The sequence below is a fragment of the Nocardia grenadensis NBRC 108939 genome, assembly GCF_001613445.1.
Taxonomy (GTDB): Bacteria; Actinomycetota; Actinomycetes; order Mycobacteriales; family Mycobacteriaceae; genus Nocardia; species Nocardia grenadensis.
Genome location: NZ_BDCJ01000012.1, coordinates 107,862 through 123,617 on the forward strand (window position 1 = coordinate 107,862; position 15,756 = coordinate 123,617).

At 68.3% G+C, this 15,756-nt stretch carries 16 protein-coding genes; 11 read left to right on the plus strand and 5 right to left on the minus strand.

All coding sequences use genetic code 11. The annotated features are described in order from the left end of the window. Positions 1 to 157: 157 nt before the first annotated feature. On the plus strand, positions 158 to 1,330 hold the full coding sequence (locus NGR01S_RS14785) for an aminotransferase class V-fold PLP-dependent enzyme (protein ID WP_063037060.1): 1,173 nt from the start codon (positions 158 to 160) through the stop codon (positions 1,328 to 1,330). A 124-nt stretch (positions 1,331 to 1,454) separates the two neighbouring features. On the opposite strand, the gene NGR01S_RS14790 is transcribed toward NGR01S_RS14785, so the two are convergent. Continuing rightward, a complete protein-coding gene (locus NGR01S_RS14790; protein ID WP_063037062.1) occupies positions 1,455 to 1,925 on the minus strand; it encodes a hypothetical protein in 471 nt (156 codons plus the stop codon). Beyond that, positions 1,922 to 2,251 carry a hypothetical protein gene (locus NGR01S_RS14795; protein ID WP_063037064.1) on the minus strand — a complete coding sequence of 110 codons (330 nt, stop codon included), beginning with the start codon at positions 2,249 to 2,251 and terminating at the stop codon, positions 1,922 to 1,924. Before NGR01S_RS14795 ends, NGR01S_RS14790 begins: the two co-directional genes overlap by 4 nt. Before the next feature lie 306 nt (positions 2,252 to 2,557). On the opposite strand from NGR01S_RS14795, the gene NGR01S_RS14800 reads away from it, so the two are divergent. From NGR01S_RS14800 to NGR01S_RS14820, 6 genes are all read left to right on the plus strand, one after another. Beyond that, positions 2,558 to 3,445, plus strand: coding sequence for a DUF5753 domain-containing protein (locus NGR01S_RS14800; RefSeq protein WP_063037066.1), 888 nt, complete (start codon positions 2,558 to 2,560; stop codon positions 3,443 to 3,445). Next, the gene (locus NGR01S_RS30270; protein WP_084481036.1) at positions 3,442 to 3,648 is read left to right on the plus strand and encodes a DUF397 domain-containing protein; all 207 of its coding nucleotides are present in this window, start codon (positions 3,442 to 3,444) and stop codon (positions 3,646 to 3,648) included. Before NGR01S_RS14800 ends, NGR01S_RS30270 begins: the two co-directional genes overlap by 4 nt. Before the next feature lie 545 nt (positions 3,649 to 4,193). Then, positions 4,194 to 4,745, plus strand: a complete 552-nt coding sequence (locus tag NGR01S_RS14805; RefSeq protein ID WP_063037068.1) for a DUF3558 domain-containing protein — start codon at positions 4,194 to 4,196, stop codon at positions 4,743 to 4,745. A 36-nt stretch (positions 4,746 to 4,781) separates the two neighbouring features. Continuing rightward, entirely contained in the window at positions 4,782 to 5,165 is a 384-nt protein-coding gene (locus tag NGR01S_RS14810) for a hypothetical protein (RefSeq protein ID WP_063037070.1), read from the plus strand. Continuing rightward, complete coding sequence (locus NGR01S_RS14815; RefSeq protein ID WP_063037072.1) at positions 5,165 to 6,517, plus strand: hypothetical protein; 1,353 nt, start codon at positions 5,165 to 5,167, stop codon at positions 6,515 to 6,517. Before NGR01S_RS14810 ends, NGR01S_RS14815 begins: the two co-directional genes overlap by 1 nt. Then, positions 6,514 to 7,350, plus strand: coding sequence for an ESX secretion-associated protein EspG (locus NGR01S_RS14820; protein WP_245664602.1), 837 nt, complete (start codon positions 6,514 to 6,516; stop codon positions 7,348 to 7,350). Before NGR01S_RS14815 ends, NGR01S_RS14820 begins: the two co-directional genes overlap by 4 nt. Positions 7,351 to 7,490: 140 nt before the next feature. On the opposite strand, the gene NGR01S_RS14825 is transcribed toward NGR01S_RS14820, so the two are convergent. Both NGR01S_RS14825 and NGR01S_RS14830 read right to left on the minus strand, forming a co-directional pair. Continuing rightward, on the minus strand, positions 7,491 to 8,291 hold the full coding sequence (locus tag NGR01S_RS14825) for a hypothetical protein (protein WP_063037076.1): 801 nt from the start codon (positions 8,289 to 8,291) through the stop codon (positions 7,491 to 7,493). A gap of 109 nt (positions 8,292 to 8,400) precedes the next feature. After that, positions 8,401 to 8,940: a lipoprotein LpqH gene (locus tag NGR01S_RS14830; RefSeq protein WP_063037078.1), complete on the minus strand. Its 540-nt coding sequence runs from the start codon at positions 8,938 to 8,940 to the stop codon at positions 8,401 to 8,403. A 149-nt stretch (positions 8,941 to 9,089) separates the two neighbouring features. Here NGR01S_RS14830 and NGR01S_RS14835 point away from each other — a divergent pair, with 149 nt between their 5' ends. The 4 genes from NGR01S_RS14835 to NGR01S_RS14850 are packed head-to-tail and all read left to right on the plus strand — an operon-like array spanning position 9,090 to position 14,400. Next, entirely contained in the window at positions 9,090 to 10,445 is a 1,356-nt protein-coding gene (locus NGR01S_RS14835; RefSeq protein ID WP_063037080.1) for a hypothetical protein, read from the plus strand. 11 nt (positions 10,446 to 10,456) lie between these two features. Next, positions 10,457 to 11,602, plus strand: a complete 1,146-nt coding sequence (locus NGR01S_RS14840; RefSeq protein ID WP_245664603.1) for a hypothetical protein — start codon at positions 10,457 to 10,459, stop codon at positions 11,600 to 11,602. A gap of 1 nt (position 11,603) precedes the next feature. Further along, positions 11,604 to 13,115 (plus strand): tetratricopeptide repeat protein, encoded by a 1,512-nt coding sequence (locus NGR01S_RS14845; protein WP_063037084.1) that lies wholly within the window; start codon positions 11,604 to 11,606, stop codon positions 13,113 to 13,115. A gap of 58 nt (positions 13,116 to 13,173) precedes the next feature. Further along, entirely contained in the window at positions 13,174 to 14,400 is a 1,227-nt protein-coding gene (locus NGR01S_RS14850) for a hypothetical protein (protein ID WP_063037506.1), read from the plus strand. A gap of 386 nt (positions 14,401 to 14,786) precedes the next feature. On the opposite strand, the gene NGR01S_RS14855 is transcribed toward NGR01S_RS14850, so the two are convergent. After that, entirely contained in the window at positions 14,787 to 15,695 is a 909-nt protein-coding gene (locus tag NGR01S_RS14855; protein WP_084481099.1) for an NADP-dependent oxidoreductase, read from the minus strand. Positions 15,696 to 15,756: the final 61 nt, after the last annotated feature.

A 15,756-nucleotide genomic window follows, 5' to 3' on the forward strand; every position in this document is an offset into this window, starting at 1 on the left:
CGAGCAGGGGTGTTCGATTGTCGGTTCGTCTTCGATCTACGGCGGGGCACCGGCCGGACCGGCGGACCGCTGGGGCCTCGCGTGGAATCCAGGGTAGCGAGGGGGGCGGACACGTTTGCGCCGCGAACGGGTCAAGGATCCGCATAGGCTCGGGTGCATGGTCGATGAGCAGCGAGTACGTGACGATACGCCCGGAGTCGGGGCCGGGGCGGTTTTCCTGGACAGCGCGGGGTCCTCCCTTCCACCCCGAGTGGTCACCGAGACGGTGATCGCCCATCTGCGGCGTGAGGCCGAGATCGGCGGATACCGGGCCGGAGGCGAACGCCTCGACGACCTGGCCGGGGTCAAGGAGGCGATAGCCACCCTGCTGAACACCACCCCCGACACCATCGCCCTCAGCGACAGCGCCACCCGCGGCTGGACCGACTTCTTCTACGCCGTTCCGCTACATTCCGGCGACCGGATCCTGCTCTCCGGGGCCGACTACGCCAGCAATGCCATCGCTGCCCTGCAACGCGCGCGGGCCACCGGCGCCCGGGTGGAACAGATCCCCAGCGACGAGCTGGGCCGGATCGACCTCGACGCGCTGGCCGCGATGATGGACGACCGGGTACGGCTGGTCTCGCTGTTGCATGTGCCCACCAACGGCGGGCTGGTGAATCCGGTGGCCGCCGCGGCGCGGATCGCGCGCGAGGCGGGCGCGCTGGTCCTGCTCGATGCCTGCCAGTCCGCCGGTCAGCTGCCGCTGGATGTCGCGGAACTCGGGGTGGACGCGCTGTCGGCCACCGGCCGCAAATGGTTGCGCGGGCCCCGGGGCACCGGGTTCCTCTACCTGCGGCCCGAGTTGGCGGCCGCGCTGGAACCGGGCCGGCTGGATCTGCACAGCGCCCGGTGGACCGGTCCGCGGGAGTACGAGATGGCTCCGGACGCATCCCGGTTCGAGTTCTGGGAGCACGATGTCGCGGCCCGGCTCGGGCTCGGTGCGGCGGTGCGCTACCTGCTCGAGCTCGGGCCGGAGACGGTGTACTCGGCGATCGCCGAACGCGCCGAGTACCTGCGGGGTGCGCTCGGTGACCTGCCCGCGGTGACGGTCCGCGATCTGGGGGTGGAGCACAGCGGCATCGTCTCGTTCACGGTGGCCGGAACGGCGCCGGTGGAGGTCCGGGACCGACTGCTGGGCAAAGACATCACAGTGACGGTCAGCCACCGCGCGTCCACGCTGCTCGATATGTCCGCGCGGGGACTGGATTCGGTGGTGCGGGCGTCCCCGCACTGTTTCGTCGGCCGGGACGAGCTCGACCGATTCGTCGGTGCGGTGGCCGGGTTGTAATCGCGGCATCCAGTGCCTACCGGACGAGTTTCAAGGCATTCGCGCGAGGGATATCCCGGTGGCCGGTGAAGTATTGCCCCCCTCGACACACAAACCGATATCGAAGCGAAAAAGGCCCGCTACGCTACCAACGGCATCCCCTGGTACTGGGAAGTTCATTTGGCGCGCAGTCCGCGTCGCGTCGCGACCGCCCGTGCTTTCGTAGCAGATAACGGCCGAGAAGGGCGCGCAGCCGAGCGCGGAACTCGGATGTCCGGGGCAGCACGGTGGTATCGGCGATTACCGGTGTGATGGTGCGCAAGGCATGCAGCTGTCTGCCGGGTAGGTGCGTCGTCGCCGCGACGATCACCGCGTCGGCTCCGGTCCGGTCCAGTGCGGCGCGGAGTGTGGTGAGATGGTCCGGCCGGGGGTCGGCCGGGAGTTCGACCAGCCAGCGAAGCCGGTAACCATGGGCGATGGCGGCCAACCGCAATCGCGCGGTGACGAATCCGCGATGCCCGCATAAATCGGTGCGCAGGTAGCCGATGGCTACCGGCTGCCCGCCCGGTGCGGGAAGGGAATCGTTCGGGGTCGCGCCGGGTTCGTGATCGGTCACCGATAGACCTCAGGTGTCGCCGGTATCCACCGATCCACCTCGCCGTGGCGATACCACCCGTAAGGATGGACGACCATCAGCCCGCAGCGTTCGAGCACCACCGGCGCGCGAAACCCGATATGTTCCACGGTCGGTGTCACAATGGCGCCGCCACCGAGCAATTCTGATTTTCGTAATGTCCATGGCAGCACATCCGCTCCGAATTCCACTACCACCCGGGCGACACCGTATCCGTGCGCGCGGGCGAAATCTCGACATTCGGTTTCGTGATGCTCTTGCTTTGTGCCACAGAGACTTTTGTTCAGGTATACGATCGCGATGGGCATGGCTCTGCCTTTACTCGAGAGGCGATGGGGTGCAGCCCGGCGCAGGGTCCGATCGGGAGTAGCGGCCGCGATCGGACCACCGGTTACACAACGCTCCAGGTGATGGAACCGGTGTTTCCCAAGGGATTTCGGGGGATTGCCTGCGCCGGGCGCGAAATCAGTAGACCGGAACAGCACGTTATGTGGAACCGCCTCGGTGGAGATTCTTGCCCACTCGGCCCGGCATCCGTGCCGGGCCACTTCCGGCATTGTGTTCCGGGCCGGAGTGTTCCATAAATGCATGCGATAATTAGGGAAGGTAAGGAAATGGCGGGTGGATCCACACTCCCGAAACGAGCACTCGGCCGCGAACTGCGCCGACTGCGGGAACGCAGCGGTATCAGGCAGGCCGCCGCGGCCCGCGCCATCGAAGTGAGTCCCCAGACGATCGGCCGCATGGAAGACGGGCACGCGTCGCGGCCCACGACATTGCAGATCAACGGTCTGTGCGACCGGTACGGAGCATCGGACGAGGAACGCCGGTTCCTGCTGGATCTGCTGGAGGATTCACGGACGGCGAAACAGAGCGGGGGTGGGTGGTGGCGGGCCTACGCAGACCAGATCCCCGGGGATTTCAACCACTATCTCGCACTGGAGGAGTCCGCCACACGGGTGACTACATGGCAGGAGACTCTGCTTCCCGGACTGCTGCAGATTCCGGAGTACCGGCGCGAGATGATCTGGACCGAAAGCCCGCAACTGGCTCCCGAGGACGTCGAACGTCGCATAGCAGTGTCAGAACAACGGATGAAGAATCTGCGTAACAGCAAGTTCGAGTTGAACGCGCTCTTGTCCGAGGCGGTACTGTGCCATGGAGTGGGCGGCTCGGCGGTTATGCCGCGCCAGCTGAAACACCTGCTCGCAGTCAGCGAAGCGGCGAATATCAGTGTGCGTGTCGTACCCTTCCGGGCACGCAGTCTGGTGGGCCTTCTCGTGCGTTCGTTCGTGTTCCTTGAATTCGAAATGCTGCCCAACACTCGTTTGATGGACCCACCGGTGGTCTACGTGGAAGGCTTCACCGGCAGTCTCTACCTCGAACGGCGGGAGGAGGTTGTGCAGTATCGGGCCGCCACCGAGGCGATCGAGCGTGTAGCTTTGAGCGAGCAGGAAACCCGAGCGTTGATCGCGAAGGTTGCGGAGGAGTTCGAGACGTGAAGACTGACCTGAGCGATGCGCGTTGGTTTAAGAGCCGACACAGCGGTCCCTCTCGGGATTGCGTCGAAGTGGCTGAGCTGGGCTCTGGGACGGTCGGAGTCCGAGACAGTAAGAATCCGACTGGTCCTGTGCTCCTGTTCCCTCAATCCCAGTGGCAGGAGTTCCTGAGCGCAGCACGTACCGGAAGGTTCGACCGTTCATAACTCTGTTGTTCCAGCTGCCGGGCGATTACCCGAATCATGGTCGCGGGATTCCACAACGAATCTCGGATCTTGCAAGGAGTAACAGTGACGGTGATCGGTTCAACCGATGCTCCGTGGTCCGAACGCTGATACAGCGGAGCCGATCGGGAGCGTGTACAGGTCGCTCACCTCAACGGAAGACGTCGTTGGAGTCCGGGACAGCAGATACCGAATCGGACCGGCACTGCCTTTTGACGTCGCAGTGTGGGATGAGTTCCCGACCTCGGCGCGGCTCGATCGACCACGGTTCGTCCGGGCCTTCTCAAGCGGAGGGCCCGGACGCACAGCACAGGTTTACCGGTCAGCAGCACAACGAGCATCGCAGTACTCGGGGCATCGAGTGGACCGAATGCGGCTAGTGCTCGAGGGGACGGATCGGTCGATCCCTGGCCGAAGTCTTCCGGGAGCCAAGGTTGCGGTCGCCGAAACCTGCTGGAACCACGGAGCCTGTAGGTGCGTCCTATAGTGATGGGGGGTAATCCGCCGCACCGACACAGGGGAGATTCATGCGAACCGCCGCGCTGATCCGCGCCATACTTGTCACGGCGGCCGCAGCGGTCCTGGCCACCGGCTGTACTTCGAGCACTGAGGGGGCCGCGACCGGGGCGGCTGCATCGACGACCACGGGTTCCATCGCGATCTACAATCCCTGTACCGAGCTGCCTGCCCAGGTTGTGGCGGAGATCGGATTGAATCCGGCCACCAAGAACGTCGTGACCGATCCGCCGGAAGGGGAGTCCTCCTGGCGGGTATGTGCCTGGCGAACGCCCGATAACTCGGTCCGAGTAAGCATCTTGTCGACCTCGCACACTCTGGACGAGGCCCGCGCGAACGAGAACCTGGTCCAGACAGTCGAAACTACTGTCGGTTCGCGTTCGGCGTTGAGGTCCTACGATGCCGCCGAGACAGATGGCCGGTCCTGCTACACATCCTTTGAAGCCGAGCAGGGAATGTTCGAGGTCAAGGCCACCTGGTTCGAAGAAGACGGCTGGACTCGCGATATCTGCGAGGTCTCCGGGGAGTTCGCCACCGCTCTCGACCCGCACCTTCCCAAATAGCTAACCCCCGCACCGGCTTACGACAGGCACAAAAGCATGAGTGACCAGCTGAAACATTGGCAGAACCTCAAGCAGCAAGCCATCGATGGTGAACTGCGCGTCGAGCACGAGGTGGGCACACTTCTACACCAAGAGTGCGAAACGCTTCTGTTCAACCTTCTAGATCGTCGGGACAACGCGATAACCCTCGGCCGTCTCGCCGGCTATGGCGGTCTGCCCTCCGCGCAGGATATCCAGAAGAAGTTCGAGCTGAAAGCAAACGGCGGCGAGAATGGTGACTCCGCCGTAGCTCGGATCGATGGACTGATCGAGATAGTCAACCTCATGCGCGACACCTACGCCGCCATGATCGGCGAACTCTCCGAGACCGATCAGGCAAACTCCTCCCAGACCACCGCCGCCGGGGAGGGACTCCGCTGATGCCCGCACCATTGCTGGTCGCTGCCGCGATTGTCGCCGCCGTCGCCACCGTCGATTCCGCAGTCGATGAAGTCACCGGCAACTACGACGAATCCGACGGCAACCGCACTCGCGCCTCCGATGCCGCCGGCGCCGGTGAGCAGGAGTGGAGCGGCGACCGGACACACATCAACAACGAACTGGCCCGGGTGAGCGAGGGTTTCGACGGCGAGTACGCCCCGGCCACCGCTACCCGGGAAGCGTTCAAAACCTGGACGCATCAGCAGATCTGGGAAGCACTCAACGGTAACTCCGAGCATCCGGCTGTGGCATCCGCCGATATCAATGCCGGTGCGGATGGCTGGCGGCGGCTCACCGGGGATCTTTCCGTCGCGCTCGACACCTTCGGCAAGAACGTCGACACGGTGATCAACGAGAAATGGGGCGGTCGGTCCGCGAACGCGGCGGTCGAAGGCACTCGTACGTTTACGACCGAGGCTCGCAAGCTGGTCAAGAGCTTCGAGATGGTCGCCAACGGTATCGACCTCATGCAGGGCTATCTGGCTCAGGCGAAGATGTCGATCGTGCCGCCGGTCGAGGTGTCCGGGTTCGATGAATTCGTCGGCCATATTCCCGGCAACGGTGTCGTCAAGGCCGCCAAGCATCGCGCCAACGAGGCGCAGGCGCAGGCCCAGGATCTGATGATCGAGTTCTATCAGCCCGGAGTCACGGCCGTCGACAGCAAAACTCCGGTGCTGCCCGTGACGAAAAACCCGGTCGGTGACGGCGCCGGAACGCAGCAGTCGGTAGGACCCGGCGGCATTCAGAACCCCGCCGGTACGAACCCGAGTAGCACCAACGCGGCCGGGACGCCCCCCGCCGGCACGACCCCGCAGGACACGGCCGCTCTCGGCCAGGAGACACCGCAGGATTCGGCGACCACTTCCGCCGGCACCGGAACTCCCGCGTCGACCACCCCGTCGACAGCGACGACACCGGCGAGCACCGTGCCGCTCGAGGAACCGGTGGGCCGCCCGAACACCACCACAGCCGGTTCGCCGAGTACCACCACCGGCGCACCGATGGTCGCCACCCCGGGTGGCCAACAGCCCGCGGGCACGCCGGGCCGCACTCTCAGTGGAACTCCCGGCAGTACGAACCAGACGCCCGGTCCCGCGACCCGTTCCGGTAGTCCGGCCGCAACCCGTGGCATGTCCGGGATGCCCGGCGCGATGGGCGCCGGTGGCCAACGCGGTCGCGGGGAGGACGACGACGAACACAAGACACCTGACTATCTCATCCAGGACCGCGCCACCGAACTGCTCGGCGAGCAGCCGCGGGTGCTTCCGCCGGGCGGGGTCATCGGCGGATGAACGATTCAGGCCCGGAGGCGGGAGCGCAGCGTGACCACGCAGGGCCCTCGTTCATGCGCAATGGGCACCGCGTGAACGGATCCCGCTGGCAGCTGGACGGTTACGATTTCACGCTGGCCCTCGAGGCCATGGGACGCGACCGGTTACCGTATCCGCTGGAATACCAGCCGCACCGGATGGCGCACGACGACGATTTCCGGCGGTACCGGCAGCAATGCGCACGCAGGTTGCGGCCGGTGTTCGACGAGCGGCTGTACCGGGCGCTCACCGTGCTCCTGGAACCGGAGATCCGCGTGGAGGTCTACGGTGTCCACGGCCCCCACACCACGGTACGGATGCACGCCGGCGTCGTCGGCCGAGTCGCTGTGCTGGCCGGCCAGTTACCCGGGCCGGCGCGGAAATCCGGCGGCGATATCGTGCTCACCCAGCTCCGCACCGATCAGCTGGCTGCCCAGTTGGTGGCGGGCCTGCCACCGATCGCGGCCGGCCGCCATCAACCCATCCGCGCCCGACGTAGCGACCTGAACGCACCCGTGTACTCCCGGCATCCCACGCGCCTGTCCCCGGAGGAGGAACTGCAGCGCTTCTTCCGCCGCCCCCGCACCGGCACCGGCGAGATCGCCGTCTATCCGGGCTACACCGTCGACACCCGGCCCACCGGCGACGGGTACGCCTTTCTCTGGCTCGACTACCCGGACGACGGCCGCTACCTGCTGCACAATCACAACACCGACGATTTCACCCTCACCCCCGGCCCGGCCGACGAAATCCTGCACCAACTCCGCAGCCGCCTGGAAGCCGCCCACCGAGTCCGGACCCGCACCTCTCAGTGACGGACAAGACTGCCTGGGCGGCAGTGGTACGGGCTGCCGAGGCGTCAGGATCACGGTGAGTCGAGTCGACCAGGGGTTCGGCCCGGTGCACGCAGGTGAGCCCGCTCCCGAGCGGGGAACGGGCGTACCGGTTCGGCGGCTCATGCGTTGACCGGGATCGACAGCACCACCTCCTTCTCGTTCGCTGGCAGATAGTGTGCCGTGACGATCCGGCCGACCTGCACGTTTCCGATCGCGGTCGGCGGCAGGAACTTTTCGGAGCAGGTGGCGAAGGTGCTGCCGTCGGGACGGGTTACCACCAGTCCCACCGCGACTTTGGAGTATCCGTCGCGGATCTCGCCCGGGACGGTGAGCGACCGGACCACCGCCTGCGCCGCGATACCGCGGGCGGCGATATCCACCTTGGCCCGGGTGGTGAACCCCTTGCGGATCAGGGATTCGTTCATCACCCGCTGCGCCGCGGCGCTGTCACCGGACTGGTCCAGTTCGACGATCCCGGGCCGGTCCGGCCGGTAGCGGACGGGCAGCACCACACCGGGTGCCAGCAGGGCGAGTTCGGTGAGGGGGACCACCGTTCTCGCCGTGGCGTCGAATCGTTCGCCCTGCGCGCCCTCGACGCCGAACTCGATCCGGATCTGCGGTTGGTCGTTCAGGGTGACCCCGGTGTGGGTGAATGAGCGCACGGTGCCCAGACCCAGCGGTGCGTCACGGAACTCGCCGGTGTTGCGGCCGGTGAGTGCGGTGAAGATCCCCGAGCCGGTGAATGCGAAGACCATGACGACCAGGGTGGATGCGATGATCGGCAGGGCCAGGAAGCCGTTGAGCCAGGCCATGGCGGCCGGTTCGTAGACGGTGGGTTCGTAGGTCAGGCCGTGCCAGAGGTAGAAGCCGATCGCGAGCGCTTCGACGGCGAGGGCGGTGGCACGCAGGGCGCGGATCATGATTCTCTCCTGATGTTCGTGGTCCGGATACCTGGCCACCTCGTCGCCCCGGACGCATCGCCGCGGGGGCCGAGGTGCGGGGCGACGGGGAGCCGGATGTCCGGGCCGATCAGCCGCCGACGACGGTCGAGCAGGCGAAGGTGATCTCGAAGGCCGCGGTGGCGGGCCCGGCCAGCGGATTCGCCATATCGGGAGCGCTGATACCCTCGCCCGTCACGGTGTAGGTGTCGCCGTCCTTGGTCACCTGGGCGGACCCTCCGGGCTGGCCGTTGCCGTAACCGACCGCGTAGGGCATCCCGGAGGAACCGCCCTGGCTGCCGGCGATGGCCACCGCCTGCACGGTCTTGTCGTCGAGGATGCCGGCGCTGACGCTCAACTGCCCGTACTGGGCGTTGTTGTTGTCCGTGAGGGCCAGTGCCAGGGTGTTGCCCTGCTTCACGCAGGTGGTCTCGAAATCGCCGGTCAGCGCCTTTCCGTCGACCAGCGCGGCCGATTCGCCACCGCCGGTGCCCCCCGCGGGGGCGGCGGCCGGCGAGCTCGGGGCCGCCGGGGCGGCGCTGGTGCCCGTGTCGTCGCCGCAGGCGGACAGCAGCAGGGTGGCGGAAGCGGCGAGGGCGACGGCGCCGAGGCGGAAGATGGTGGTGCTCATGGTGGGTCCTGTTCTCTCGGTGTTCCGGCCCGGTGTGCGTGGCCGTTACGAGAAAAGTAGGAATCGCTGCGCGCCTACCGATCCCAACTTTCGGCACCGCCACCCGGGTGAAACTCCGATAACCTGGGCACATGCGACGACCGCGGGCCATGGTGCTCGATGAGGTGTGGCGCGGTCTCGAGGGCGTCGAGGCGTTGAGCGGCCCCCAGGGCGGGCCGCTGCGCCGGACCGTGAAACTGATCCTCGACCCGCTGGTCATCCGGCCGGTGCAGTATCCGAGCTGCGGGGGCGCGGTACTGACGGCCGACGGTGCGACCCTGCTCGCCGCGCGCGTCTACGCGCACGCCGACGCGTTGCGCGCGACCGCGGCCTGGTTCACGCTGCTCAAACAGGTGCGCCGCCGATTGCGGATCACCGAGGGCACCGCGCAGGATCTGTATTTCCAGCGCTGTTTCGAGCTGGCCGCCACCCAGGGCCACCCCGATCCCCACCGGGACCGGGTGCGGGCCGAGGCGGTGTTGCGTGAGATCCACGGTTTCGCGGCCGGGCGCACCACCCAGGCCCTGAAAGACCATCTGACCGATCCCGCCCGGGCCGCGCTGCTCGACGATCTGCTCACCACGGCCTGGCGCCGCCGTCCGCCGCCACCCGCGGTACCGGTCGAGCACACCGCGCAGCTGCGGGAGCTGCTGGACTGTGCGGTCGCCTCCCGCACCGGCACCGATACCCGCGCGGGTCGTCGCCTGCTCGACCGGTTGGCCGCCGCGAACGCGGGGACCCATTCCGGGATCGAATTGTGGTTCGCGGAAATCCGCGACGCCGCAACCGATCTCGCGCGATATCGGGCGCACGAACTCGGCCTGACCACCCATTCTGTTCCGCGGCGCCCGGAGGTCGGGGAATCGGCGTCCACCGCGACACTGGGGTTACCGTTCGATCGCACCGTGCACGAACGGGTCTTCACGGTGCTCCAGGTCTCCACCGAACGCGCCGAACTGCCACCGATCCCGGACCTGGTCGCCGCGGAGGTCGCCCGCAGTTGCGCACCGTGGGCATTGCTGGGCGAATCGTTGCGCGTCACCGCGGCCGCCGGCGTCGAGCTGGCCCTCGGTCTGGCGCCGATCGCACCGCCGGATCCTTGCCGCTCCCGGGCGGAGGCCGACGCGTCGGCTGCGCACCGGCTGGTCAACGGGCGCTGGCAGCGCGAAGCCTATGTGCTGCAGGCCCGGCGGCTGGCCGTCCACCGGGTGCCCGGGGACGGCAACCCGCTCGCCGCCATCGCCACCGAGCTGCGGACCCCGTGGCGTCCGTACCTGCGGCGCCTGTGGGTGCGGTTGCACGGGCGCGATGTCCGGGAGCTGCCGGTCACCGAACCCGACGAGCTGTGGGATCTGCTCGACGGGGTGGCCCGCTCGGTGGTGCTCGATCACCGCGCCCGGGTCCGGAAAGTTCTCAGCGCGCAGGCGGTGCGGGAGCCGGATACGGCCGAACCGAGGGCGGTGTGATGGTCGACAGTGTGCGTATCCAGCGAATCGGACCGGGGCTGTGGAGTATCGCGCCGCCCGGTTCGCCGACTCCGGCCGATACCGATCCCGGCCTGGACACCGCGGTACTGGAGGTCGGCGGCGGCCACCTGAGCTGGAGTGTGCTGGCGCCACCACAGATACCGGCGGCGATCCTGCACGATCTGGACACCGCGCAGGAATGGTTGTGGGCGCTCTACGGCGCCGCTGTCGCGGTGGCGGCCGACGAGTACTCCGGGCCCGTGGAGCTGCCGGCCCGTCCGGAGCGACCCGAACTGGCGGCCGCGGTGCGCCGGCTCGGTTACGCGCACTGGGCGGCCCGCTGGTGGCCTGCCTCGACGGTGGACGGGATCCCGGCCCTCGACGCGACCGAACTCGAGGGCGAGATCGCGGAATTGAGCGAGATCTGCGAGAGCGTCGTCGCCGGTGCCGATGCCGCGGTGCCCGCCGAATCCGTGCAGATCACCGAGGTGCCTGAGATGGAATACCGCCTCGGTGGTCCCGCTCCCGGGCGTGCCGCCGACTACGCGCTGGCCGCCGGTGGGCAGCGCGATCCACAGGCTGCGCTGGTACTCGAACGGGGTAGCGCGGGCTGGGACTGGCGGTACTGCCCGCCCGGTGTGGTCGATGCCTCCGAACGTGCCGTCTCGTGGGAACTCACGCGTACCGGGGGTGTCAACTCGCTGCGGGTCCGGGCGGTCGCGGCACCGGGTCTGCGCGGGGAACCGCCCGCCCATCTGCGACCGTACGCGCTGGTCCGCACCCCGGCGGGCGATCACGGCGCCGCGCTGGTGCTGGCCGGGGACAGCTGGACTGCCGCGGTAGCCGACACGGCGGACACGGTAGCGGGGGTGGAGGTCTATGTACCCGGGGTCGGCCCGGCGCCACCGCGGAGGGTGGACCCATCCCAGTTCGCCACGGAGCTTCCCGGTCCGGATCCGCGAGACCCCGCGGATCCGGCGGTGGATGCGCGGCAGCGAGAACGGATCAGGGAACTCGCGCACGCCCGGCTGCGGCGTGCGGAGTCCGGCCCCGGAGTCGGCCCGGCGCGCGCCGGCGAGCCACCGGCCGGGGGACCCACCGATATAGGACCACTGCGGGCCGAGACCACGGCCGCCGAAAAAGATTCGGATTTCTGAGATGAGCGCGGAAGAGCCCCCCGGACTGGAACTGCTGTACGAGGGCGCGGCCGCCTACCAGCGTGGCGATATCGCCGAGGCGCTGCGGATATTCGAGCACGCGGTGGACACCACCACCGACGGAGTCCACACCAGCGCGCTGATCAATGCCGCGAGCATGTATGACGAACTCGGTGACCACCACCGTGCCGCGGTCCGGTACCGCGCGGCGTTGGCACGGATTCCGGCGGACGCCCGCGAGAAGCGGGCCTCCACACTGATCAATTATTCGCAGGCCCTCCAGCATCTCGGCTCGCTCGACGAAGCCCAAGCGGTGCTGGAACAGGCGCGGGATCTACTCACCGACGCTACCGACCTGGGTGTGCTGCGGGTTTCGTGCCTGCTCTCGCTCAGCGCCGTCGCGGCCCATCGCAGCCAGTGGAGCCGGGTCATCGAGACCGCTACCGAATCGCTCGACACCGCACTCCGTTTCGCGCCCCACCTGGCCGGCCACCCACTGATGAACCTGGCCGGGGCGTATTTCGAAACCGGACGCCGGGAACTCGGGGTGGATTTCGCGCAGCAGGCGCTGGCGGCGTTCACCGCGGCGGGGGACCACAATGCCGTCGCCGATACCCAGCAGAACCTGGCCCAGCTCTTCGGCCGGCTCGACCGGCTCGACGAGGCGGAGGAACTGGTGCTGGCCAGTCAGGCCTACTACGAGCGGGCGGGACTCCGGTACCGGGCGGGAGTCGGCTGGAAGATCCGCGGTTTCCTGGCCGAATGCCGCGGTGAGGTCGATCGGGCCGACGAATGGTATCGGCGCGGCCTCGACTGCTTCCAGGACTCCGGGGCGGTACTCGACGCCGCCTCCGTGCAGTGCCGGCTCGCCACGGTGGCCTACGCGCGCGGCCTGGTCGGGCACGGACAGCGGCTGCTCGATGCCGCGTTCACCGTCTACGCCGAACGCGGTCTCGGTCTGCAGTGCGCGCAACTCGATTACTGGCACGCGGTGCTGGTGCAGATGGTGGTCGACGATATGGATTCCCCGCCCGCCGAACTGCTGGCGCTGGGCCGTGCCCTGGCGGTACCCGCCGCGATCACCATCGACGCGGTGCGCTACACGCTGCCGGACGGCAGTCAGCGCGAGCAGTGGAACCGGGAGGTCGCCGACCCCGCCGTCCGGCTGGCCTTCCGCTTCGCCTACCTCTGCGGGGATGCCCGGCTGCTCACCGATCTCATCGAGACACAGTGCGCGGGAACGACACTGGACACGACCTCGGGTGAACGAGTGGAACGCCCGCAGTTCCCGCTGGACGATCCCGTACCGCCGACAGCCGGCGAATCCGGATCCGGCCCGCTGCATCTGGGTGCCGCCCTGGCCCGGGTCGCGGCGGCGGCCGGCCTACCGGTGGCGCCGCCCGCGCGGCTGGCCGTGGGGCCCGACGCGCGTATCGCGCTCGGGGACTACATCGCGGCCGCCGAACAGCGGTACGGACAGCGCGTCCGGGAGGATCGGGTGATCGCGGTATGAGCGGGGATCGGAGTACGGGGGAGTTGTGCTGAACGATCAGCCCACCGTGGTGGTGCGGATGGCCGACGCCGGTGATATGTACATGTCCTGGCACTGGGTCGGCGACGACGCCGCGCCCGGTGTGGCGGCGCTACCCGGTGCCGATATCGACGCGGTGGTCCGGAAACTGGCGGACGCGCTCCCGGATCCGACCGTGCCCGGCGGTCTGGAACGCACCCTCACCACCGCCGCGTTCGCCACGCCCGATACCGAATACCTGCTGGCCCGCGACCTTTCCCGCGCGCTGCTGCCCTATGACCTGGCCGGACAGCTGCATACGCTCTACCGGCAGGGGATCCGGCCGCACATCCGGCTCCAGCCCGCGCCCCGGGTCGCCCAGGTGCCGTGGGAGATCCTGGCCCCGGCACCGGAACTCCGGTTGATCGATATCGCCGATATCGGGCTGCTCGCACCCGCCGGAGTGGTGCACGGGCCCACGCGTATCGCGCGCTGCTGGGCCGAAACCCGGGAACTGCCGGTGGTCGCCGTACTCGACCCCCGAATACCCGGCTTCCGCGCCGATTCCGAACTCGGCTCGGTCCTCGGCCGGATGACCGATCCGACACCGCTGACCCGACGCCTGGCAAGCCATATCGATTCCGGCCGGATCCGCCCGGAGGTCACCACGCCCGCCGAGCTCTTCCGCCGTATCGACCTCGACCGCGATTGGCTCTCCCGCACGCTGCGGGCCGGGGCAGCCCGGCTGCTCTATGTCGGCCACGTGACCGCGGCCGCGCCGGAATCCGGCCGGAGCGAGAACACCGAACTGCATCTGGCCTGCACCGCCGATACGGCCGGTTTCGCCGAACCGCAGCGCACACATCGGCCGCTGTCGGCGAAGGATCTGCTGCTCGGTACCCATACGCTGGCCGCCGACCCCGTATCGGGCCAGGAGTTGTGGCCGGTGCCCGGCCGGGTCGCGCTCATCGCCTGCGAAAGCGGCGGCGATCTGCGGTTCACCGAGGCGCTGGGGCTCGTCGCCGCCATGATCACCGGTGGCGCCGAACTCGTCACTGCCACCCGCTGGCCGCTCCCCACCGACCTCGCCTTCCAGCGCTGGGGCGCGGCGGCGGACGCGACTCCACTGCAGGAGGTCGTCCGTGTGGTCGATACGGCCCACGAGGCGACCGATCCGGTGGCGGAACTGGCCGAATGGCAACGCGACCGGTTACGCGCCTGGCGCGCGACCGGCACCATCGAGAATTCGCCGGTGCTGTGGGCGGCATTCGCCACCTTCGCGACCTGATACCCGCGGGTGGGCCGAGCCGTGTCGCAATCGAGTAATCTCCGACCGGCCGTAGTGTCCGGAGCAGTACACCGCGGCCTATTCGGCCACTACAAATGCGGTTTCGCCGACGCACCCGATGGTCGTGCCGGCGAATTGCGAATCATTGTTGCCTCTCACATTGCGCCGCAGGAGTTTTTGTTCGGGTATACGATCGCATCGGGTATGGATCCCGCCTTTTCGGGCGATCGAATCCGTCCCGACGCAGGGTCCGATGTGCTGTGGCGGCCGTGATCGGACCACCGGTGGCGCGGCTACCCGTCGTGTCTCCGGTGTCCCCGAAGGGTCCGGGGGCCTCCTGCGCCGCCGCGCCGTCCCGTCCCACGTCGAGCCCGGATCGACACGATTCAGGGTTGTAGTACGTATTTCCCGCGCACCCCGCCCCGGGCGAGTTCCCGGTGGGCGTCGGCGGCCCGGTCGAGCGGTAGGACGGCGTGCACCCGGGCCGGAAGACGGCCGCTCGCGGCATCGGCGAGGAACCCGGCGAGTCGTTCCGCGTCGGGTTGTACCGCGACGGCACGGACGGTGATACCGCGTTCGGCCGGTGGTTCGGCGCCGGGCCGCACTCCGACGAACAGGCCGCCGTCGCGGACCAGCGGCAAGGCCGCTTCCTGAAGGGCGGCGGCATCGGCCACCGCGTCCCAACCCGGGGTGGCGGTGGCGGTGAAATCGGCGCCGAGCCCGCGTACGAACTCCTCGTCGGTGACGCGGGCCAGTCCGGTGACCCGCCAGCCGCGCTCCTGCGCGAACCGGGTCACATAGCCGCCGACGGCCCCGGCGGCACCCGTGACCAGCAGGTCACGGCCTTCCCCGGCGCCGAGCAGATCCACCAGCTGGGCCGCCGTGAGACTGTTGAGCGGGACGGTCGCCGCGGTGGCCGGATCGAGTTCGTCGGGCACGCGGGCGATAACGCTCACCGGGACGGTCACCTGCTCGGCATAGCTGCCGAAATCGCGGTCGAATCCACCGATCAGGCCCGCGACGCGGGTGCCGACCGGCAGCTCGACGCCGGGCCCGGCCGCGGTGACGGTGCCGGCGAAATCCGTACCGATCCCGGTGTACTCCGACCGGGTGATCAGGCCGAGGTCGTGGAAGACGCCCGCGGTCAGCGCGAGGTCGACGGGGTTGACGGTGGCGGCGGCTATCGCGACCTGCACCTGTCCCGCGGCGGGCTCGGTCACGGGTACGTCGATGATCTCGATGGAATCGGGTCCGCCCGGGGTACGGACGATCGCGCTGCGGAAAGTACCGGACACGGTGGCCTCCTGTGGTGTTCTCTGTGCCATGACTCCACAATGGTGTGGTAACTCTCTTTCG

Excerpts from the sequence above, each read along its gene's own strand:
- NGR01S_RS14785 (WP_063037060.1), top strand. The coding sequence starts at position 158 with ATGGTCGATGAGCAGCGAGTACGTGACGATACGCCCGGAGTCGGGGCC.
- NGR01S_RS14795 (WP_063037064.1), bottom strand. The coding sequence starts at position 2,251 with ATGCCCATCGCGATCGTATACCTGAACAAAAGTCTCTGTGGCACAAAG.
- NGR01S_RS14800 (WP_063037066.1), top strand. The coding sequence starts at position 2,558 with ATGGCGGGTGGATCCACACTCCCGAAACGAGCACTCGGCCGCGAACTG.
- NGR01S_RS14805 (WP_063037068.1), top strand. The coding sequence starts at position 4,194 with ATGCGAACCGCCGCGCTGATCCGCGCCATACTTGTCACGGCGGCCGCA.
- NGR01S_RS14810 (WP_063037070.1), top strand. The coding sequence starts at position 4,782 with ATGAGTGACCAGCTGAAACATTGGCAGAACCTCAAGCAGCAAGCCATC.
- NGR01S_RS14815 (WP_063037072.1), top strand. The coding sequence starts at position 5,165 with ATGCCCGCACCATTGCTGGTCGCTGCCGCGATTGTCGCCGCCGTCGCC.
- NGR01S_RS14820 (WP_245664602.1), top strand. The coding sequence starts at position 6,514 with ATGAACGATTCAGGCCCGGAGGCGGGAGCGCAGCGTGACCACGCAGGG.
- NGR01S_RS14825 (WP_063037076.1), bottom strand. The coding sequence starts at position 8,291 with ATGATCCGCGCCCTGCGTGCCACCGCCCTCGCCGTCGAAGCGCTCGCG.
- NGR01S_RS14830 (WP_063037078.1), bottom strand. The coding sequence starts at position 8,940 with ATGAGCACCACCATCTTCCGCCTCGGCGCCGTCGCCCTCGCCGCTTCC.
- NGR01S_RS14835 (WP_063037080.1), top strand. The coding sequence starts at position 9,090 with ATGGTGCTCGATGAGGTGTGGCGCGGTCTCGAGGGCGTCGAGGCGTTG.
- NGR01S_RS14845 (WP_063037084.1), top strand. The coding sequence starts at position 11,604 with ATGAGCGCGGAAGAGCCCCCCGGACTGGAACTGCTGTACGAGGGCGCG.
- NGR01S_RS14850 (WP_063037506.1), top strand. The coding sequence starts at position 13,174 with ATGGCCGACGCCGGTGATATGTACATGTCCTGGCACTGGGTCGGCGAC.